The sequence below is a fragment of the Amycolatopsis sp. NPDC101161 genome (genome assembly GCF_044768185.1).
In the GTDB taxonomy this organism is placed as follows: domain Bacteria; phylum Actinomycetota; class Actinomycetes; order Mycobacteriales; family Pseudonocardiaceae; genus Amycolatopsis.
Window position 1 is genome coordinate 410,222 of sequence record NZ_JBIWPI010000004.1, and the last position, 18,950, is coordinate 429,171.

24 protein-coding genes are annotated in these 18,950 nt (G+C 72.1%); 12 read left to right on the forward strand and 12 right to left on the reverse strand.

Going from position 1 to position 18,950, the window contains the following annotated elements; all coding sequences use genetic code 11:
* The first annotated feature begins 525 nt into the window (after positions 1 to 525).
* Together ACIRSS_RS29445 and ACIRSS_RS29450 are read left to right on the forward strand one after the other, a co-directional pair.
* Positions 526 to 1,107, forward strand: coding sequence for a TetR/AcrR family transcriptional regulator (locus ACIRSS_RS29445; protein WP_400900500.1), 582 nt, complete (start codon positions 526 to 528; stop codon positions 1,105 to 1,107).
* Positions 1,108 to 1,186: 79 nt separating this feature from the next.
* Positions 1,187 to 1,735: a permease gene (locus ACIRSS_RS29450; RefSeq protein WP_400900502.1), complete on the forward strand. Its 549-nt coding sequence runs from the start codon at positions 1,187 to 1,189 to the stop codon at positions 1,733 to 1,735.
* Here ACIRSS_RS29450 and ACIRSS_RS29455 read toward each other — a convergent pair whose 3' ends face one another.
* Both ACIRSS_RS29455 and ACIRSS_RS29460 read right to left on the reverse strand, forming a co-directional pair.
* The gene (locus ACIRSS_RS29455; RefSeq protein ID WP_086682383.1) at positions 1,736 to 2,032 is read right to left on the reverse strand and encodes a hypothetical protein; all 297 of its coding nucleotides are present in this window, start codon (positions 2,030 to 2,032) and stop codon (positions 1,736 to 1,738) included.
* A 181-nt stretch (positions 2,033 to 2,213) separates the two neighbouring features.
* On the reverse strand, positions 2,214 to 3,437 hold the full coding sequence (locus ACIRSS_RS29460) for an NADP-dependent isocitrate dehydrogenase (RefSeq protein ID WP_400900504.1): 1,224 nt from the start codon (positions 3,435 to 3,437) through the stop codon (positions 2,214 to 2,216).
* Between the two features lie 257 nt (positions 3,438 to 3,694).
* Between ACIRSS_RS29460 and ACIRSS_RS29465 the strand changes: the two genes are divergently transcribed.
* The 3 genes from ACIRSS_RS29465 to ACIRSS_RS29475 are packed head-to-tail and all read left to right on the forward strand — an operon-like array spanning position 3,695 to position 5,237.
* Positions 3,695 to 4,204 carry a hypothetical protein gene (locus ACIRSS_RS29465; RefSeq protein WP_400900506.1) on the forward strand — a complete coding sequence of 170 codons (510 nt, stop codon included), beginning with the start codon at positions 3,695 to 3,697 and terminating at the stop codon, positions 4,202 to 4,204.
* A gap of 25 nt (positions 4,205 to 4,229) precedes the next feature.
* Positions 4,230 to 4,610 (forward strand): DUF2203 domain-containing protein, encoded by a 381-nt coding sequence (locus tag ACIRSS_RS29470; protein WP_400900508.1) that lies wholly within the window; start codon positions 4,230 to 4,232, stop codon positions 4,608 to 4,610.
* 9 nt (positions 4,611 to 4,619) lie between these two features.
* Positions 4,620 to 5,237 carry a class I SAM-dependent methyltransferase gene (locus ACIRSS_RS29475; protein WP_400900510.1) on the forward strand — a complete coding sequence of 206 codons (618 nt, stop codon included), beginning with the start codon at positions 4,620 to 4,622 and terminating at the stop codon, positions 5,235 to 5,237.
* A gap of 391 nt (positions 5,238 to 5,628) precedes the next feature.
* Here ACIRSS_RS29475 and ACIRSS_RS29480 read toward each other — a convergent pair whose 3' ends face one another.
* Both ACIRSS_RS29480 and ACIRSS_RS29485 read right to left on the reverse strand, forming a co-directional pair.
* Positions 5,629 to 6,135: a hypothetical protein gene (locus ACIRSS_RS29480; RefSeq protein WP_400900512.1), complete on the reverse strand. Its 507-nt coding sequence runs from the start codon at positions 6,133 to 6,135 to the stop codon at positions 5,629 to 5,631.
* A gap of 84 nt (positions 6,136 to 6,219) precedes the next feature.
* A complete protein-coding gene (locus tag ACIRSS_RS29485; RefSeq protein ID WP_400900514.1) occupies positions 6,220 to 6,633 on the reverse strand; it encodes a DUF2000 family protein in 414 nt (137 codons plus the stop codon).
* A 50-nt stretch (positions 6,634 to 6,683) separates the two neighbouring features.
* On the opposite strand from ACIRSS_RS29485, the gene ACIRSS_RS29490 reads away from it, so the two are divergent.
* Positions 6,684 to 7,460 carry a helix-turn-helix domain-containing protein gene (locus ACIRSS_RS29490; RefSeq protein ID WP_400900516.1) on the forward strand — a complete coding sequence of 259 codons (777 nt, stop codon included), beginning with the start codon at positions 6,684 to 6,686 and terminating at the stop codon, positions 7,458 to 7,460.
* A 24-nt stretch (positions 7,461 to 7,484) separates the two neighbouring features.
* On the forward strand, positions 7,485 to 8,066 hold the full coding sequence (locus ACIRSS_RS29495) for an HhH-GPD-type base excision DNA repair protein (RefSeq protein ID WP_400900518.1): 582 nt from the start codon (positions 7,485 to 7,487) through the stop codon (positions 8,064 to 8,066).
* On the opposite strand, the gene ACIRSS_RS29500 is transcribed toward ACIRSS_RS29495, so the two are convergent.
* The 3 genes from ACIRSS_RS29500 to ACIRSS_RS29510 form a co-directional block, all read right to left on the reverse strand.
* The gene (locus ACIRSS_RS29500) at positions 8,063 to 8,491 is read right to left on the reverse strand and encodes a hypothetical protein (protein ID WP_400900520.1); all 429 of its coding nucleotides are present in this window, start codon (positions 8,489 to 8,491) and stop codon (positions 8,063 to 8,065) included. The genes ACIRSS_RS29495 and ACIRSS_RS29500 overlap by 4 nt on opposite strands.
* A gap of 104 nt (positions 8,492 to 8,595) precedes the next feature.
* A complete protein-coding gene (locus ACIRSS_RS29505) occupies positions 8,596 to 9,228 on the reverse strand; it encodes a spermidine synthase (RefSeq protein ID WP_400900522.1) in 633 nt (210 codons plus the stop codon).
* A 12-nt stretch (positions 9,229 to 9,240) separates the two neighbouring features.
* Positions 9,241 to 9,759: a TrmH family RNA methyltransferase gene (locus tag ACIRSS_RS29510; RefSeq protein WP_400900524.1), complete on the reverse strand. Its 519-nt coding sequence runs from the start codon at positions 9,757 to 9,759 to the stop codon at positions 9,241 to 9,243.
* Between the two features lie 111 nt (positions 9,760 to 9,870).
* Here ACIRSS_RS29510 and ACIRSS_RS29515 point away from each other — a divergent pair, with 111 nt between their 5' ends.
* The gene (locus tag ACIRSS_RS29515; RefSeq protein WP_284745509.1) at positions 9,871 to 10,059 is read left to right on the forward strand and encodes a DUF1918 domain-containing protein; all 189 of its coding nucleotides are present in this window, start codon (positions 9,871 to 9,873) and stop codon (positions 10,057 to 10,059) included.
* Here ACIRSS_RS29515 and ACIRSS_RS29520 read toward each other — a convergent pair.
* On the reverse strand, positions 10,056 to 11,222 hold the full coding sequence (locus ACIRSS_RS29520) for an MFS transporter (protein ID WP_400900526.1): 1,167 nt from the start codon (positions 11,220 to 11,222) through the stop codon (positions 10,056 to 10,058). The two genes, ACIRSS_RS29515 and ACIRSS_RS29520, sit on opposite strands and share 4 nt — an antisense overlap.
* A gap of 109 nt (positions 11,223 to 11,331) precedes the next feature.
* On the opposite strand from ACIRSS_RS29520, the gene ACIRSS_RS29525 reads away from it, so the two are divergent.
* Together ACIRSS_RS29525 and ACIRSS_RS29530 are read left to right on the forward strand one after the other, a co-directional pair.
* Positions 11,332 to 11,655, forward strand: a complete 324-nt coding sequence (locus ACIRSS_RS29525) for an ArsR/SmtB family transcription factor (RefSeq protein ID WP_400900528.1) — start codon at positions 11,332 to 11,334, stop codon at positions 11,653 to 11,655.
* A gap of 198 nt (positions 11,656 to 11,853) precedes the next feature.
* Positions 11,854 to 13,035, forward strand: a complete 1,182-nt coding sequence (locus ACIRSS_RS29530; protein WP_400900530.1) for an MFS transporter — start codon at positions 11,854 to 11,856, stop codon at positions 13,033 to 13,035.
* Positions 13,036 to 13,218: 183 nt separating this feature from the next.
* On the opposite strand, the gene ACIRSS_RS29535 is transcribed toward ACIRSS_RS29530, so the two are convergent.
* Positions 13,219 to 13,539, reverse strand: a complete 321-nt coding sequence (locus ACIRSS_RS29535; protein WP_400900532.1) for a DUF3017 domain-containing protein — start codon at positions 13,537 to 13,539, stop codon at positions 13,219 to 13,221.
* The gene (locus tag ACIRSS_RS29540; RefSeq protein ID WP_400900534.1) at positions 13,539 to 14,393 is read right to left on the reverse strand and encodes a bifunctional methylenetetrahydrofolate dehydrogenase/methenyltetrahydrofolate cyclohydrolase; all 855 of its coding nucleotides are present in this window, start codon (positions 14,391 to 14,393) and stop codon (positions 13,539 to 13,541) included. The genes ACIRSS_RS29535 and ACIRSS_RS29540 overlap by 1 nt, the downstream gene beginning before the upstream one ends.
* A 223-nt stretch (positions 14,394 to 14,616) precedes the next feature.
* Here ACIRSS_RS29540 and ACIRSS_RS29545 point away from each other — a divergent pair, with 223 nt between their 5' ends.
* Entirely contained in the window at positions 14,617 to 17,340 is a 2,724-nt protein-coding gene (locus tag ACIRSS_RS29545) for a glycohydrolase toxin TNT-related protein (RefSeq protein WP_400900536.1), read from the forward strand.
* A gap of 43 nt (positions 17,341 to 17,383) precedes the next feature.
* Here the strand turns inward: ACIRSS_RS29545 and ACIRSS_RS29550 are convergent, their stop codons facing one another.
* Positions 17,384 to 17,971, reverse strand: coding sequence for a pentapeptide repeat-containing protein (locus tag ACIRSS_RS29550; protein ID WP_400900538.1), 588 nt, complete (start codon positions 17,969 to 17,971; stop codon positions 17,384 to 17,386).
* Between the two features lie 24 nt (positions 17,972 to 17,995).
* Entirely contained in the window at positions 17,996 to 18,454 is a 459-nt protein-coding gene (locus tag ACIRSS_RS29555; protein WP_400900540.1) for a VOC family protein, read from the reverse strand.
* A gap of 76 nt (positions 18,455 to 18,530) precedes the next feature.
* On the opposite strand from ACIRSS_RS29555, the gene ACIRSS_RS29560 reads away from it, so the two are divergent.
* Positions 18,531 to 18,929: a hypothetical protein gene (locus tag ACIRSS_RS29560; protein ID WP_400900542.1), complete on the forward strand. Its 399-nt coding sequence runs from the start codon at positions 18,531 to 18,533 to the stop codon at positions 18,927 to 18,929.
* Positions 18,930 to 18,950 lie beyond the last annotated feature (21 nt).

The following is an 18,950-nucleotide window of genomic DNA, read 5'->3' on the forward strand; positions in this document are numbered from 1 at the left end:
CGCTCGGCTCGGCTCGGCTCGGCTCGGCTCGGCTCGGCTCGGCTCGGCTCGGCTCGGCTCGGCTCGGCTCGGCTCGGCTCGGCTCGGCTCGGCTCGGCTCGGAAGAGCTTGCCCAGTGCGTGCGAAGTTGCCCACCCTCGCGCGCAAAACTGCACACCCCAACGCGAACCATCCCCTCGGCCCGCAGCGAAACAGCGAACAGCCGACAGCCGCGCCACCCGGAAGTCCGGCGGGTCCGAAGGGATCCTCGCCCCACGCCCGGACCCCCGTCCGGCCGCGTTCCCCAGGCTCCATCCCTCCGGCCCCGCCGCACAGCCCCCGTGGCCCCTGCCCGCGGAACTCCCCCTGGAGACCCCGCGGACACCACCTCGAACCCATGCCGCATTCAGTTGTCGCCCGGCCCCGGGCGTCGGCCACCTCCCCACTTCCGACCTACCGAAGTTCTAACACCCACCACCGACAAAAACCGGCGCTTGACCCCACAAGCTACGAACATTAGCTTTAAAGCTATGCCAAGTAGCCATCATGTCTCCTAGAGCCGGCCTGACCCCCGACGCCGTGGTCGAGCTGGCCCTCGAGATCATCGACGCGTCCGGGCCCGAAGCCCTCACCCTCGCCAAGGTCGCCGAGCGCGCCAACGTCGCCGCGCCCTCCCTCTACAAGCACGTCAAGAACCTCGCCGACCTGCGCCGCCTGATCGACCTCCGGGTCGTGCGGGAAATGTCCGAGGCCTTGCAAAAAGCCGCCACCGGGCGCGAAAGCGCGGACGCCGTCCGGGCCGTCGCCGACGCTTACCGCGACTACCTGCGACGCCACCCGCACCGCACCCACGCCCTCGCCACCGCCCCCGACGAGACCGACACCGAACTCAGCAAGGCCACCCACGCCGTCGCCGAGGTCGTCTTCGCCGTCCTTCGCCCCTACGGCTTCGGCCACGCCCAGGTCGTGCACGCCACCCGCTGCCTCCGCGCCGCCGTGCACGGGTTCGCCGGGCTCGAAGCCTCCGGCGGCTTCGGCCGCCCCGAGGACGTCGACCAGAGCTTCGAAGTCCTCAAAACCATCGTCGTCCAAGGCTTGACCACCTACTCGGAGCAGGAGCAGAAATGAGCTTCATCCTCGCCGTCCTCCTCTTCACCGTCGGGCTCGGCGTGCTCGACGCCCGGTTCCCCTGGACGGAGGCCCGCCGATGATCGCCGGGCACTTCGGGCTCGCCGCCGCCGTCAAGGCCGGCCGGCCCGCCATTCCCGTGTGGACGCTCATGCTCGCCACCGCCTGGCTCGACGTCGTCTTCGTGCCGCTCTACCTCAGCGGCATCGAGACGGTCGACGGCACGGGCTACGGCGGCGGCGTCATCCACGCCGACTACACGCACTCCCTCGTCGGCGCGCTCGTCCTCGCCGCGCTCTTCGGCGCGGTGGCGAGCAGGTGGCTGGGCCGCGAAACCGGACTGATCCTGGGCGCGGTCGTCTTCTCGCACTGGCTGCTCGACCTCGTCGTGCACCGCGCCGACCTGCCGATCCTGCCCGGCAACGCCGGCGACCTGCCGACGTTCGGCTTCGGGTTGTGGCGGCTGCCCGCCGTATCGGCCGTCGTCGAACTGCTGATGCTGGCGATCGGCATCGGCCTCTACTGGCGGGCCGCCGCGAAACGCGACCCGAAACGCGCGCGGGTGCTGGGGCTGACCGCCGCGGTGTGTGGCGTCATCACCCTCGGCACCGATCTGCTGGGAGTCTGATCAGCAGGCGGACCCGGCGACCGGCTCGGTGAACGCGGCGGCCACCCACTTGTCGTCGGCCACCTTCCGGAAGCCGTTCTGCACGCCCGGCAGCGCGTCGAACTGGGCGTCGCGCAAGTACTTGCCGACGACCTTCGCGTTGCCGTCGGCCGTCTCGCGGGCGTTGAGGACGTCCGCGGTCACCGTCACCTTGCAGCCGGTGGCCGACGCTCCCGAAGCCTGCTTGTTCGTGTTCGTCACGTAGACGATGACGACCAGGACGATGGCGCCCAAGATGATCAGAGTCTTCTTCGACATGCCTTCCTCCAACCGCGAGCCCCGTCCCCCGCCAAGGGTAGGCAATCCTTTACCCACACGGACAGCGCCGGACGCAGCAACCACCCGGAGGCGCCAGTCCGCATCACCCGCCGGTGACGCACGGTGTACGAAAAAGGCCCTCTTCCCGGCGAACCGGGAAGAGGGCCCCTCCGAAAAGCACTCAGCCCTGGGCGATCTTCTTCGCCAGGTTGTCGTCCAGCGTCGCGAGGAACTCCTCGGTCGTCTGGAACGGCTGGTCCTTGCTGATGAGCAGCGCGAGGTCCTTCGTCATCTGGCCGGCCTCGACCGTCTCGACGACGACCTGCTCCAGCTTGTTGGCGAAGCCGATCAGCTCCTGGTTGCCGTCCAGCTTGCCGCGGTGCTCGAGGCCGCGGGTCCAGGCGTAGATCGACGCGATCGGGTTCGTCGACGTCGGCTTGCCCTGCTGGTGCTGGCGGTAGTGCCGGGTGACCGTGCCGTGCGCGGCCTCGGCCTCGACGGTCTTGCCGTCCGGCGTGCGCAGCACCGACGTCATCAGGCCGAGCGAGCCGAAGCCCTGCGCGACCGTGTCGGACTGGACGTCACCGTCGTAGTTCTTGCACGCCCAGACGTAGCCGCCCTCCCACTTCATCGCCGCGGCGACCATGTCGTCGATCAGGCGGTGCTCGTAGGAGATGCCCTTGGCGTCGAAGTCGGCCTTGAACTCGTTCTGGAAGATCTCCTCGAACACGTCCTTGAACTGGCCGTCGTAGGCCTTGAGGATGGTGTTCTTGGTGGAGAGGTAGACCGGCAGGCCGCGGTCGAGGCCGTACTGCAGCGAGGCGCGCGCGAAGTCCTCGATCGACTTCTTGAAGTTGTACATCCCCATGGCGACGCCGCCGCCCTCGGGGAACTTCGCGACCTCGAACTCCATCGGCTCGGAGCCGTCGTCCGGGGTGTAGCTGATGGTCAGCGTGCCCGGGCCGGGGACCTTGAAGTTGGTCGCCTTGTACTGGTCGCCGTGGGCGTGGCGGCCGATGATGATCGGCTTCGTCCACGTCGGCACCAGCCGCGGGATGTTCTGGATGACGATGGGCTCGCGGAAGATCACGCCGCCGAGGATGTTGCGGATGGTCCCGTTCGGGGACAGCCACATCTTCTTGAGGCCGAACTCTTCGACGCGCGCCTCGTCCGGGGTGATCGTGGCGCACTTGACGCCGACGCCGTGCCTCTTGATGGCGTTCGCGGCGTCGATCGTGACCTGGTCGTCGGTGCGGTCCCGCTCCTCGATGCCGAGGTCGTAGTAGTCCAGGTTCACGTCCAGGTACGGGTGGATCAGCTTGTCCTTGATGAACTGCCAGATGATGCGGGTCATCTCATCGCCGTCGAGTTCGACGACGGTGCCCTGGACCTTGATCTTGGCCATGAGCAGCGGTGCTCCTTCCGCGGATCTTCGCGTTCTTCTTCTAAGTCTCGCCGGTAGCGGTACAAGCGTACTGCTTGACCGTCCTGGATGGTTCCAGTAGTGGCCGGTATCAAGTCTCCCCCCGCCGATTGTGGCCGGGGTCACCGGGCACGACCTGCCGTTGGGCCGATCCGACCGCTCGCCGAGCGACCGTCGCGCTGCGGGGTGAACCAAGGCACGATGCCACCCGTGAACTCATCATGCGGGAGGTGACGGCCATGTCGACCCATCGGTACGCCGAGTACGAAGACGACTACGAGGACTACGACGACACGACGGAAGCGCTCGACGAACGGCCGCGCCGCGGCGTCGCCCACCTGGTCAGCGCGCTGGGCGGGCTGCTGCTCACCCCGGTCGCGCTGGGGCTGCTGAGCTGGGGCGGGCTGCGCCAGCAGCAGCTGATCCAGGCGACGCTGAGCACCAACCGCGACCCGCTGGGCATCGCGCTGCTGGCCGGAGGGGCGATCCTGCTGCTGGTCGTCGCCGCGCTCGGCGCGCTGTCGGCGGCGGGCCCGATCCTCGGCGGCCTGATCTACGGCGTGCTGCCCGGGGTGGCCGCGATGGCCGTGCCGGAGTGGGGCTTCAAGCTGGTCAACATGATGCCGAAGAGCGACATCGCGTACGGCGTCATGGACTTCCTGTTCATCGGCGGCCTGCTCGGCGTGGGGTTCCTGCTGGTCGGCAGCGGACTGGCCAACGCGCTGGTCCGGCGGCGCCGCGAGGCCTGAACCGGCCCGGTGGGATCATCGGGCGATGGGTTTGTTCACCGTCGCGGAGGCACGCGACGAACTGGCGCGGCTGCGGCCGGTCCTCGACGAACTGGTGCGCGTCCGGGCCGACGCGGCCGAGCTCGCGGCGTCGCTGCGCCCCGGCGGGCGGGCCACCGAGCTGGGCGGGTTGCCCGAGTGGAAGGCCGCGCAGGCGCGGCTCGACGACCTGATGACGACGGTCCAGCACACCGGCGCCGAGCTCAAGGGGTTCGCGCCGCTGCTGATCGACTTCCCGGCCGAGCTCGACGGCACCGACGTGCTGCTGTGCTGGCTCGAAGGTGATCGCGAGCTGGGCTGGTACCACCGCACCGACCTGGGCTTCGCGGGCCGCCGGCCGCTGAAAATCGCTGGTGGCGCTCGCTAGGTTGGGTCGGTGACCGACAACAGCCGCGCCGCTTTCTTCGACGAGACCGCCGAGCACTACGACCAAGACGATTTTCACGCTTTGGTGGCCGACGCGCTGGTCGAGCCACTGCCCACCTCACCGGGGCTCGTTCTCGACGTCGCCACCGGGACGGGCTTCGCGGCGTACGCGGCCTTGCGGCTGAAGCCTTCGCGCGTGCTGGCTGTCGACTTGTCGCCGGCGATGGTCGAGCGGGCCACGGCGAAGGCGGCTTCGCAGGACCCGGCGGGGGTCATCGAGTGGCGGGTCGGGCCCGCGGTGCCGATGCCTTCACCGGACGGGTCGGCCGACGTCGTGCTGTGCGCGTCTTCGCTGCACTTCCTGGGGGCGGTCGCGTTCGCCGACTGGCTGCGGGTGCTCCGGCCGGGTGGGCGCCTGGCGTTTTCGGTCGTGTCGGGATCGCGGTTCAAGCCGTCCGGCCCGTTCGCGGAGTTCGTGCCGGCGGACCTGTCGTTCCCACTGGACGAGGCCGGCGCGGGGGCGCTGGCCGCGTCGGCGGGGTTCGTGGAGGTGTCGGCCCGCACGTTCACCGTCGACGGCGGCGACCGGGTCCGGAGCGTCTTCCTGGTGCACGCCACGGCGCCGTGAGGCTGGACCGGTTCGCGGACGGCCACTTGACGGAGGTCGCCGTGCGCGGGAGCGCGGTCGCCGCGCGGCTGGAGGCGTACGCGGAGTATCGGCGGGTGCCCGGTGCCGAACGGCGGCTAGTTGCGCCCGCGCCGTCCGCAAACGTTTGCACCTTCGATTTCGCCGAACTGCCGGAGTTCGGACCCGACGTGGTCTGGCGGATCCTCGGCGGCGGCGCCGGTGCGCCCGCCGATCCCGACGGCTGGTTCCTCCAGCGCCGAGACCGGCTGGCGACCTCACCCAGCGGCGTCTTCTGCCGGACGGCGGCGAACCGCGTCACCTTCGAACGCCGCGACGCCGACGACGAGCCGTGGCAGGCCGTGCGGCTGGCCGGAGCCGCCCGTCGCGCGGCTCAGGCCGTGAAGTGGACCTCGCCGCGGGTGGCCGGGCCGTCCGGGCTGTCGCAGCGCTGGACGAACGTCGCGTCGAGGCCGGTTACCGTGCCGTCCGCCGCGCGGTCCAGGCGGTCCACCGTGAAGTCCGCGTAGACGTCGCCGCAGCCCAGGCCGCCGCTGACCACCAGGAAGCCCGGCGTGTCCGTCGCCGGGTCTTCGGTCCAGCGGTAGCGCGCGCCGGTGTACGTGCCCGTGTGGAGCGTTTCGCCGGCCGGCGGGCTCATCTCGACCCGCAGGTCGCTGAACCCGGACTGGACGTCGACCTTCAGGATTCCCGCGTTGACCCACACCCGGACCTCGTCGCCCGGCCCGGCGTAGTGCGCGGTGCCGTGCAACGGGTGCGAGCCTTCATCCGCGACGTAATCGACCGTCTGCACCGGGTCCGCCGACGCGACCGGCACGAGCGCCACGCCCAGCCCGGCCGCCGCCGTCAGGACCACGCACGCACGACGAAGTGACTTCACGGAACCTCCCCAGTCCGAGCCGCTCTCCGCGGCGCTGCCGATCATGCTGCCAGCGCCGGCGCGGTCCGGACAGGGGGTTTCTACTCAGCGGTGCAGCGACGCGCCCTTGAGGATCTTGTCCACCGCGTTCTTCGGGCCGTGCACCGCGAGCCCGGCCAGCACCAGCTTCTCCCCCGGCACCGCGCGGACCGCCGCGCGGTTGTCGTCGTCGTTGCCCGTGTGGAACAGCTCGTCGGTGAAGATCGAGATCCGCAGCCCGCGGCCCAGGGCCCGGGCGTGCGCCGCCGTCAGGACGTCCCCGGTTCCGCTGAACACCATCACCGGCTGGCCGAACATCGGCAGGTACTCCGTGCCGTCGGCGTCTTCGTAGGGCTCGCCCATCAGCTCCGGCGTCACGTGGGCGATACCGCTCACCAAGAACGCGGTGACGTTGAGCCGCTGCCAGGACGCCAGGTCGTCGCGGAGCAGGACGGCGATCTTCGTGTCGAAGGAACTCATGCCGGACAGACTCGCCCGCCGGCCACCCGCGCGTCTTGTACGTTCTAAACATGGCGCAGGTCGAAGCGTGGCGGCCGGCGGTCCCGGGGATCGCCGAGGTCTTCCACGCGCGCTTCACCACCCACGCCTACCCGCTGCACACGCACGACACCTGGACGCTGCTGATCGTCGACGACGGCGTCATCCGCTACGACCTCGACCGCCACCACCACGGCGCGCTCGGCCCGGCCGTGACGCTGCTGCCGCCGAACGTCGCGCACGACGGGCGCGCCGCCACCAGCCACGGCTTCCGCAAGCGCGTGCTCTACCTGGACACCTCGGTGCTGGGCGAGGACCTGATCGGGGCGGCGGTCGACCAGCCGAGCGTCGCCGACGGCGTGCTGCGCACCCGGATCCACCAGCTGCACGAGGCGCTCGTCCACCCGGGCGACGCGCTGGAGGCCGAGAGCCGGCTCGCGCTGGTCGCCGACCGGCTGCGCACCCACCTGGGGCACCCGGCGACGCCCGAGCCGAAGCGCGGACTGGCCGACGACCTGCGGGACCTCCTCGACGCGAAGCTGCCCGAAGCGCTGACGCTGGCCGAAGCCGCGTCGACGCTGGGGGCACATCCGGCGCACCTGGTCCGCTGCTTCGGGACGCGGTTCGGGCTGCCGCCGCACCGCTACCTGACCGGCCGCCGCGTCGACCGCGCGCGCCGGCTGCTGCTCGCCGGCGCCCCGGCCGCCGAGGTCGCCGCGGTGGCCGGGTTCACCGACCAGGCCCACCTGACCCGGCATTTCAAGCGGTACCTCGGGACGACGCCGTCGCGGTACGCGAGAACTCATTGAGCCCGGTTGTGTCAAGATGACCGCATGCTGCGCGAACTGCACCTGACCGGCGACCCGGCCGCCGACAAGCTGCTCAACGACGACCCGTTCGCCCTGCTCGTCGGCATGCTCCTCGACCAGCAGTTCCCGATGGAGCACGCCTTCGCCGGGCCGCGGAAGATCGCCGATCGGATGGACGGCTTCTCGCTCGCGAAGATCGCCGCGACCGACGTCGAGAAGTTCGTCGAGATGTGCGTGGTGCCGCCGGCCATCCACCGCTACGGCGGCTCGATGGCCCGCCGCGTGCACGCGCTCGCGCAGCACATCATCGAGAACTACGACGGCCGCACCGAGGGGCTCTGGCTCGACGGGCGCCCGAAGCCGGACGGCCCGGAGGTCCTCAAGCGCCTGCGGGCCCTGCCGGGCTTCGGCGAGCAGAAGGCGAAGATCTTCTTGGCGCTGCTGGGCAAGCAGCGCGGCATCCAGCCGAAGGGCTGGCGCGAGGCGGCGGGCGCGTACGGCGACCGCGGGTCACGCCGGTCGATCGCCGACGTCACCAGCGCCGAGACGCTCGCCGAGGTGCGGGCGTTCAAGAAGGCGGCGAAGGCCGCGGCCAACGCGGGCTAACGCACCCAGACGCGCAGCGGACCCAGCGGCTCGGCACCGTGGTCCAAAGCGACGCGCAGGGCGTCGCCGTGTTCGTAGCCGACCACTGGGTGGCCGGGGAACGCTGCCGCCACCGCCGCGACCGCGCCCGGCCAGCCGTCGTCCGGGCCCGCGAAGTTCGACAGCCCGACGACGCCGTCGCCGCGATGGGCCACGACTGCGTTCTCGCCGCGGGACAGCACCGCCACCGACGCCCCCAGCGGCGAACCGGCGCGCCGCCAGCCCGGCTCGGGGACGCCGGGGCCGCACGCGAGCCACATCGCCTCGAACAGCAGGGAGAAGCCCGGCAGCTCCAGCGTCGCGAAACTGTCCTTCACCGAACAGCCTGCCGAGCCGTCGACGAACGGGAGGACGTCGGCGGCCGTGGCGTCCCGGGTGAGCGTCACGGCATCCGGGTAGTACTGCGGCGTTCGCGTGCGGCTCGTCCAAGCCCGCCGGCCGAACCGGCCCCCGCAGACCAGATCGCACCAGGCCGCGTTCTCCGCGACCGCTAGTTCCGCGCGAACCACAGCACGTCCGGCTCACCGCGCGGGACTTCCACCGCCACCTCGCGCACCGAAGCGAAGTGCTCCCGTAGCCGCGCGGCGAACGTCGGGGCCGCGCCCGCGCTCCACACCGCCAGCACCCCACCCGGGTTCAGCAACTCCTTCAGCCGGGACAGCCCGGCACCGGAATACAGCGCGGCGTTGCCGTCCGTGACCGTCCACTCGGGACCGTTGTCGATGTCGAGGCACAGCGCGTCGAACCGGTCGGACGTCGAGGCCAGCCACGTGACCAGGTCCGCCTCCACCACCCTCACCCGCGGATCGGCGAGCGCGTCGCCGTGGACCGTCCGAAGTGGACCCGAGCGGTTCCACTCGATCACCGCCCGCTCGCGTTCGACGACCACGACCGAACCCGCGCCCGCGTCGAGGGCCGCGCGCAGCGAAAAGCCGACGCCGAGGCCGCCGATCAGGACCGCCGCTCCCGTCGTCACCGCGCCGGTCACCAGGAGGCGCTCGGACTCGCCGTTGCGCGTGTCCATCAGGAACACGCCGTTCTCGATCACTTCGAACGCTTCGCCGTCGCGCCGCAGGACCAGCTCGCCGCCGCGGCCCGCGACCGTCTCCACCAGTTCGACCACGTTCCGACCTTCTCACAGCAGGCCAGCGAGTTTGTAGAGAACCAGACTCCCCGCCACCGCGACGTTGAGGCTCGCGCCCGTGCCCACCATCGGGATTTCGACGACGGTGTCGAGAAGGTCGAGCACCTCCGGGGGAATCCCGGTCTGCTCGTGGCCGAGCACGGCGATCGTGCGGCCGCGGGCGGCCGGGAGGTCTCCCAGCCGCACCGCTTCCTCCGCCAGCTCGACGCCGACCACCCGGGTGCCCGCCGCCCGTTCGCGGGCCAGCCAGCCCGGCGGGTCGTGCACCCAGTGCACGCATGCCGGGCGCCGCAACGTGTTCCCGCGCCGCAACGCCTCCGGGACCCACGGGAACCGCGGTACCGCGAGGCACGCGCCGACCGCGTCGCACGTGCGCAGCAGCGTGCCGAGGTTCGCGCCGTGCAACGGCCAGAGCGGGGCGGCCACCAGGTGGCCCCAGCAGGGATGTGCCTTGTGACGCCGGGACTTCCGCAGCTCGCTCGGCGTGCGGACCCGGACCGCGGGGCTCACCGGCGCCGAGGCGCGGCGCCTCCGATTTCATCGATCATGCGGGCATTCTAACCCGTTCGCCGGGACCACCGGGCGTTTCGCGCTCCTACCCTGGACACGGAGGTGAAGGCCATGCACGCAGGAGTGGGAGACGAAATCCAGGTACACGGCCGTACCGTCGGATCGGCCGAGCAGCGCGGCGAGATCCTCGAAGTCCGCGGGCCCGACGGCGCCCCGCCCTACCTGGTGCGGTTCGCCGACGGGCACGAGGCACTCGTCTACCCCGGGCCCGACTGCGAAGTCCAGGCCCACGCCGACTAAGCGGCGACCGGCTCGCGGACCCGCCCCCACGCCGCGCTGACGAGCAGCAGCGCGAGCAGCGTCAGGGCGGCCGCGACCTCGGGCAGGACCAGCGGTCCGCCGGACGTCAGCACCGCACCCCCGACCACGCCGGACAGGCCGACGCCGAGGTAGATCGCCGACGCGTTGAGCGAGAGCACCAGGCCGGCGTGGCCCGGGGCCAGCTCGATCAGCCGGTGCTGCACCGGCGGGCTGAACGACCACGTCGCCATGCCCCACACGAACAGCGCGACGCCGGCCGTGATCGGGGTCGCCGTCGCGATCGGCAGCAGCGCCATGACGACGGTGATCGCTGCCGTCACGACGAGCAGTGGCGCGCGCGAACCCCAGCGGTCGGCCGCCCGGCCGCCGGCGAAGTTGCCGACCGCGCCGCCGACGCCGTAGCAGAAGAGCAGGACCGTGACCGCCGTGCCGTGCAGGCCCGCGGTGGCGGCCAGCAGCGGCGACACGAACGTGTAGACCATGAACGCGGCGAGGCACCCCAGGACCGTCACGGCCAGCATGACGAGCACGCGCGGGTCGCGGCCGGCGGCGAACCGTTCGGCCAGCGTGACCCGCGGCGGCGCGGCGACCGACGGCAGCGCCACCCGCACGGCCAGCGCGCTCGCCAGCGAGAACGCGGCGACCAGCGCGAACGCCGTCCGGTAGCCGAGGTGCTGCGAAATGAGGCTGCCCAGCGGCACGCCGAAGATGAGCGCAACGGTCAGGCCGCCGAACACGAGCGCGATCGCGCGGCCCCGGCGTTCCGGGGCGGTCAGCTGGGCCGCGACGGCGCTCGCCGCGGGCGTGAACACCGCGGCGCCGATCGCGGTCACGACCCGGGCCAGCAGGAGCGAGCCGTAGCCCGGAGCGAGCGCGGCGAACAGGTTGCCGGCGGCGGTGACGACGAGCGCGGCGACCAGCAGCGTCCGGCGCTCCCACGTGCCGGTGACGGCCGCGAAGATCGGCGAGCCGACCGCGTACGCGATGGCGAAGGCCGTGACGAGCTGCGCCGCGGCGGTCGCCGACACGTGCAGCTCGCCGGTCAGCGCGGGCAGCAGCCCGGCGACGATGTAGCCGCTGGTCCCGACGCCGAACGCGCCGAAGGCCAGCACCGAGATCCTCGAGGACGAGGGGTTGGACATGGGTGGGTCCCCCAAGCGGAGCGGGCGATTGGTTCGATGAACGTCGTAGTTCGACGACTACCGTACTACGCGCCTCCGACAATTTCGATCGGCGTCGTACAATGGGTCCATGGCCAAGACCGTCACGCTGCCGCCGATCGTCCACCCGACACCGGACGAGATCACCGTCGAAGGCGTGCTCCGCGCCCTCGCCGACCCGGTGCGGCTGGCGATCGTGCGCCAGCTCGCGGCCGTCGACCACGAGATCGCGTGCGGCGGGCTGACCGTGCCGGTGACCAAGTCCACACTCACCCACCACCTGAGCATCCTGCGCCAGGCCGGGGTCGTGGCCGGCCGCCAGGAGGGGACGACCCGGTTCAACTCGTTGCGCCGCAACGATCTCGACGCGCTGTTCCCGGGCCTGCTGAACGGCGTCCTGGCCGCTCAGCGCTGATCACGGCGTTACGGTGTGGATCGTCACCCGATATCGGGATGACAACGACCCCGCTCGCTTGTTGGACTGTGGGTAGGCAGCTCACGGCGCTGGGGCCATGCGGCTGCCTTTCCTTTTGAACCTCCACTGAACCGATCCAGTGACCTCGGCCACGAGATCGGCCAAGTAATCGATTTCTCAGACCCTGGAAGGAGTGCCGTGCCCGTCGCGCTGCTCGCGCTCGCCATCGGAGCTTTCGGCATCGGGACCACCGAGTTCGTCATGATGGGCGTGCTGCCCCAGGCGGCCGCCGACTTCGGCGTCGACATCCCGACCGCCGGCTACCTCATCTCCGCCTACGCCCTCGGCGTCGTCGTCGGCGCCCCGCTGCTCACCGCGGTCGCCGTCCGGCTGCCGCGCAAGACCATGCTGCTGGCCATGATGGGCCTGTTCACGCTGGGCAACGCCCTCTTCGCGCTGTCGCCCAACCAGGAGTTCGGCGTCGCGTTCCGGTTCCTGGCCGGCCTGCCGCACGGCGCGTTCTTCGGCGCCGGCGCGGTCGTCGCGTCCAGTCTGGTCGGACCCGGTCAGCGCGCGAAGGCTGTGTCGATGATGTTCCTGGGGCTGACCCTGGCCAACGTCATCGGCGTCCCGCTGGGGACGCTGCTGGGCCAGCAGGTCGGCTGGCGCGCCACCTTCGGCGTCGTCGCCGTGATCGGCCTGGTCGCCGCCGCGGCCATCGCGAAGCTGGTGCCCCACCAGGGCAAGCCCGCCGACGCGTCGCTGCGGGGTGAGCTCGGCGCGTTCAAGCGGCCGCAGGTGCACCTGGCGCTGGCGATCGTCACGTTCGGGCTCGGCGGCGTGTTCGCCTGCCTGTCCTACATCACGCCGATGCTGACGGACGTCGCCGGCTACTCCCCGTCGAACGTCACGCTGCTGCTGTCCCTGGCCGGCGTCGGCATGACGATCGGCAACCTGCTCGGCGGCCGCCTGGCCGACCGCGCGCTGATGCCGGGCCTGTACGCGGCGCTGCTGTCGCTGGCCTGCGTGCTCGGGATCTTCACGATCACGGCACAGGGCAAGGTCGGCGCGGCGATCACGATCTTCTTCGTCGGCGTCGCCGGGTTCATGATCGGCCCGATGATGCAGGCGCGGATCATGGAGAAGGCGGGCGGCACTCCGTCCCTGGTGTCGGCCGCCGTCCAGTCCGCGTTCAACATCGCCAACTCGATCGGGGCGTACCTCGGCGGGCTGGTGATCGCGGGCGGGCTCGGCCTGGTCGCCCCGAACTGGGTCGGCGCGCTGCTCGCGGTCTTCGGACTCAGCCTGGCGATCGTCTCCGGCACCTTGGACCGCCGCGACGCGAAAGCCGAACGGCGTGAGCTGGCGATGGCGTCCTAAGAGGTCTCGAAAGGCGCCACTTTCCCTGGGAAAGTGGCGCCTTTTCGGCGTTCGGGCTCGGCCTGGTCGCCCCGAACTGGGTCGGCGCCCTGCTGGCGGTCTTCGGACTCAGCCTGGCGATCGTCTCCGGCACTCTGGACCGCCGCGACGCGAAGCCGAACGGCGCGAGCTCGCCATGGCGTCCTAAGAAGACGCGAACGGGCCGCCGGTGATCGTCAGGGCCACGTACAGCACCGCTGCCGCCAGCCCGGTGTAGGTCACGATGTCCACGACCTTGCCGCGGATCGCGAGCAGCCCGGCCCTGGCGGTCGGCAGCACCGCCCGCAGCACCGCGGCGAGGAGGAGCGCGGCGCCGATCAGCGCCGCGCCCTCCCGCCAGTGGTACTGGAAGATCCGCAGCGCGGCCACGGCCACCACCAGCAGCACCACCGCGAACGGGAGCTGGGTGAACCGGGCCTGCCTCCGGCGGTCGGACGTGTCCCGCCGGTCCTCCGTCATCGTCATCAGCCTTGGACCGCGCGCTCGGCCGCTTCGACGACGTTGCTCACCAGCATCGCCCGCGTCATCGGGCCGACGCCGCCCGGGTTCGGCGAGATCCAGCCGGCCACCTCGGCCACGTCCGGGTGAACATCGCCGGTGAGCTTGCCGTCCACGTGGGACACGCCGACGTCGAGCACCGCCGCGCCCGGCGCCACCATGTCCGGTGTGATGATCCCCGGCACGCCCGCCGCGGCCACCACGATGTCGGCCCGGCGGACCTCTGCGGCGAGGTCGCGGGTGCCGGTGTGGCAGAGGGTCACGGTGGCGTTCTCGCTGCGGCGGGTCAGCAGCAGGCCGAGCGTCCGGCCCACGGTGATGCCGCGGCCGACCACCGTGACGCGCGCGCCGTTCAGCTCGACGCCGTGGCGCTTGAGCAGCTCGATGATCCCGTACGGCGTGCACGGCAGCGCGCCCCGCTGGCCGAGGACCAGCCGGCCGAGGCTGACCGGCGCGAGGCCGTCGGCGTCCTTCTCCGGGTCGATGCGCTCGAGGACGCGGTTCGCGTCGAGGTGCTTCGGCAGCGGCAGCTGGACGATGTAGCCGTGGCACGCCGGGTCGGCGTTCAGCTCGTCGATGACGGCTTCGAGCTTCTCCTGGGTGATGTCGGCCGGCAGGTCGCGGCGGATCGAGTTGACCCCGATCTTGCCGCTGTCCGCGTGCTTCATCCGGACGTATGAATGCGACCCGGGGTCGTCGCCGACCAGGACGGTGCCCAGGCCCGGCGTCACCCCCTTCGCGGCCAGCGCCGCGACGCGCGGCTCGAGCTCCGCGAATATGGCGTTCTTGGTGGCCTTGCCGTCGAGAATCTTCGCCGTCACGGGGCCCATTCTGGCAAAGCGACCCCCGCGCGTCGCTTCCAGGCGTGGGTGGTCGCTGCCCGTAGACTGGCCGCTACCCCACACGGTCCACTCGCGACGCTCGCCGCGATCAAGCTGTGATCTACCGCACTTCGCATCACGCGAGGTCAGACCGGGTGCCGCCGGGTCGCCGAGCGGCAAAACCCACATGCGGGGTGCACACGCGCGCGCGAACAGTCAAAATGTGCGGGTGGCACAACCGACGACGCAGCTGAACGCGACCGAGCAGGACACCCTGGTCAAGCAGATCGGACTTGCTCTGCTCCGTGCCGCCCCGCGCGACTGGCGCAAGGTCACCGCGGAGTACCGAGCCGTCGGGAGGTACCACGAGCTGACCGGCGAGATCGTCACCGAGGACGGCACCGCCCACGAGTGGCTCGCCACCCACGACATCGCGACCCTGTTCGGCAGGCTGCGCGGGGGCATGTACCGCGACGGCCGCGGAACGTGGTTCAACGCGCGCTACCAGCTGGACCACCCGTCCAGCTACAACCTCGAGTACAACCGCGACGAGCCGGTGTGGAACCTCGCGCCGCCGCCGCAGGCCTACTCCGACGAGCTGCGGATGTTCCCGCGCACCGAGGAGAACGTGCCCGAGTGGCTGATCCGGCGGATGTCCGGGCTCGGCCCGGAGCAGCCGGGGCCGCACTTCCGGATCGCCCGGATCTTCGACACGATCGGCCCGGCCGGCCGCCCGGTGATCAACCGCCCCGACCTCGAGGTCGAGGAGCAGGACCGGCTACTGGAGTACCTGGACCACGCGCCGCTGGTCGTCACCGAGCGCGGCTACGACATCGACCGGCTCGCCGCGACGCCCGAGGCCACCGTGCCGGTCGCCTTCCACAGCGACGGCCAGTGGATCTGGCCCGCCGCCGTCAACTTCTACCTGCGCAAGTACGGCGTCTCGCCGGAGCTGGACCTGGTCGAGCACGTCCGGGCGGTCGGCTTCACGCTGCCGCCGGTCGACGAGCCGACGCTGCAGGCCGCCGGCGCGTACCTGACCCGGGGCAACCAGCCGCCGCCGCAGCGTCCGGGCGGGCCGCCGCCGCAGGGCCCGCCGCCGCAGCAGCAGGCACCCCAGGGCCCGCCGCCGACCATGGTCGCACCGGCCCCGGGCATCGCCGCGCCGCCGCCCCAGCACCAGGAGCCGCCCGCGCCGGTGGAGGCCGCCCACGCCCCCGAGGCGCCGGCCGAGGAGCACGGCTACCCGCAAGAGGCCGAGTTCGCCGAGGAGGCCTACGACGACCGGGAGTTCGAAGACCGCTTCGCCGAGGAGGACTCCTACGGCGAGGAGCAGTACGAGCACCCCGAGCACGCCGCGGGCTCGAACGGCACGTCGCCGGAGCCGGGCCGGGTGCCCGACCTCGAGGAGACCGCGGAGTACGTCCCCGACCAGCCGATCGGGCACGAGGAGGAGCCGCACGACGGCGCCGCGTTCGACGCCCCGCACGAGGCCGAGCCGGCGCACGGCGAGGACGAGGAGCACCCCGCGTTCGACGCCGGCCAGCACCGCGAAGACGAGCACGCCGCGCACCGCGAGGAAGACGCGCAGGAGCCCGCCGGTTTCCAGGCCCACGCCGACGAGGAGCCGCCCGGCTTCCAGCCGCGGCCGGACGAGCCCGCGCACGCGGCCTTCGAGCCCGGCCGGCCCCGGCAGGAGGAGCCGGCGCACGCCGGGTTCCAGCCCCCGCGGCACGAGGAGCAGCCGCCGTTCGACCCTGGCCCGCCGACCATGATCACCCAGCCCGAGGTACCCGGCGTCATGCCGGTGCCGGAGCCGCCGGCCCCCGCGCCCCAGGCCCAGCCCGAGCCCGCCGCGCCCCGCTCGGGCCGCCGCGCGCTGCGCCGCGAGACCCCGGACCACCCCGTGCTCGCCGGCCTGCAGGCCAAGCTGGACGAGCTCGAGGTGCCCGAAAGCGGCTACAAGCTGGGTGAGCCCGCCGAGCACGGCTGGAGCGTCGAGGAGGTCGACGAGGGCTGGCGCGTCGGCTGGTACGACGGCAAGCTCAGCAACCCCGCGGTCTTCGGCGACGCCGAGGACGCGGCCGCGTTCATGCTCGGCAAGCTGCTGCTCAACCCGGAGGGCCACGTACCCGAGCCGGAGCCGGAGCCCGAACCGGAGCCCGAGCCCGAGCCGGAACCGGCGCCGCAGCGGGTCGTCGCGACGCTGTCGCCGGAGGTCGCGACCGGGTCGTACCCGGTCCGCAAGCCGGAGCCGGTGCCGCCGCAGGAGCAGACGGCGTTCACGAGCGCCGAGGAGCTCTTCGGCGACCTCGAGGACGACGAGCCGCCGGCCCCGCCGCGTCAGCCCGCCCCGCCCGCGCCGGTCCCGGCCGGGCCGCCGCCGCTGGCGCAGCAGCAGGCCGGGCCGCCGCCCGCGGCTCCCGCGCCGCCGCGGCGCGAGCCGCCGTCGGCGCCGACCGTCCTGGCCGCTCCGGTGCCGCCGGGCGCTCCGCTGGTCCCGCCGCCCGCACCGGCCGTCCCGCCGGCGCCGCCGCGTCGTGAGGAGCCGGCCCGCCCGGCCGTCAACGGCGGGGGTGGCGGTGGCCAGCAGCAGTGGCCGATCGGGCCGCTGGCGGGCGAGCCGCCGCTGACGTTGTTCCGCGGCAAGGAGCTGCGCGAGCTGCCCGCGGGCAGCGAGCTGGACCGCTTCGGCGGCCCGAACGGCAACCTGACGTACGCGGCGGGCACGCCGTTCGCCGAGCGGTCGCTGGTGCCCGAGTGGGTGAACCGGCCGTACCACGTCTACCGCGTGCAGCGGCCGCTGGAGACGCTGGCCGGCGTCGCGATCCCGTGGTTCAACCAGCCGGGCGGCGGGTCGGCGTACCTGCTGCCGGCGTCGATCGAGGAGCTGCTCGCCGAGGGCGACCTGATCGAGCTCGACCCGGGCGAACCCCCGATCGACTGAGTCCCGCTTCGAAGGCCCCGGCGCTGCCGGGGCCTTCGTCGTGTCAGCGGATGACGAGCCCGTGCGCGGCGGCGAAGGCGATGGCGGTCTCGACGTCGACCTGGGCACCCCGCAGATCGGCCTGGACCAGGGCGTTCGCGTCGAGTCGCGCGCCGCGCAGGTCCGCGCCGTCGAACTTGGCGCCCTGCAGGCGCGCACCGGTCAGGTCGCTGCCGCGCAGGTCGGCGCCGGTGAGGTCGGCCTCGGTCAGGTTGGCTTCGCGCAGCCGCAGCCCGGACAGGCCCAGCCGGCGCAGCCGCGCCTTCGCGAGCGAGGCCAGCGAGAGGTCGCACTCGGTGAGGGCAATGCCGCCGAACCCGCTGTCGGAGAACGACGAGCCGAGCAGCGAGCACGACGTCCAGCGGCTTTCGACGAGCACCGTGCGGTCGAAGGTGCACGAGCGGAACGCGGAGGCGTCGTGCCGCGAGCGGGACAGGTCGGCCCGGCCGAACACGCAGTCGTCGAACGTGCAGCCGCGCGTCCGCAGCCCGCTCAGGTCCGCCCCGGTGAAGTCGCAGCCGGTGAACCGCCGCTTTTCCCACCACTGCCCGGACAACACCGCTTCGCGGTAGTCCGCCCCCGTCTCCAGCACGGCCCCAGGGTGCCACACCGGCGATCAGAGCTTCGCACCCTGGACGTAGTTCATCGCCTCGATGTACTCGGGCAGCTGCGCGCGCCGCGCCATCTCGGCCTCGTCGAGGTTCTCGAGACGGGTCTGGATCCACCACAGGTTGCCGAAGGGATCGCGCACGCGGCCGACGCGGTCGCCGAAGAACAGCACCGTCTGCCGGGTGACCTCGATGGCACCCGCTTCGATCGCGCGACGCTGCGTTTCTTCGCTGTCCTGCACGTAAAGCCGCAGGAACGCCGGGGTCTCGGCCCAGTCGCCGGGCGCGTCGAACGCCATCACGACCGCGTCACCGATGCGCACTTCGGCGTGGCCGATCTTGCCGTCGTCGCCGACGACCCGGCCCAGCTCTTCCGCGTCGAAAGCCTCCTTCAGGAAGCCGAGCAGGCCGGCGGTGTCGTGGCCGATGATCCACGGGGTGACCGTGGTGTAGCCGTCGGGAACCATGTTTTCCTCCTGGGTCGGTGTGGTCCCGACGGTAGGAGCGAAATAGGTCAGCTCCTGACCGCTGCGTACTGGGTCGATGGGAGTCCCGCTGCGGCCGGCGGCGGCGCGGTCGGTGTACCGCGAAGTCGCGCCACCTGCCGCGCTGGCCTGCGGCTGGCACGGACGCACCGGCTGGGCGCAACCCCTGCGCGTCCTCCCCGACGGCTGCGCGGACCCCGTCTGGGACGGCACCGCGCTCACCGTCGGCGCCCCTCTGCGGGTGTGGGTCCCGGCCTCCGCGTCGCGAGTCGGCGTCCGGCTCCGCTGCGGTGCCGCGACCGCCGTGCTCGGCACGTCGATGCCGGAACTGTCCGCCGTCACGAGGCTGAGCGACCTCTTGGGCGCCAACCCCCGGTGCGTCCAGGCCGCCGGGATCGACCCGGCCGAGCTGGCCGCGCGGCCCGAACTGCTCGGCCTGGCCCCGAAAACCGCGTGATCTTTCCCGGCCCGCTCACTA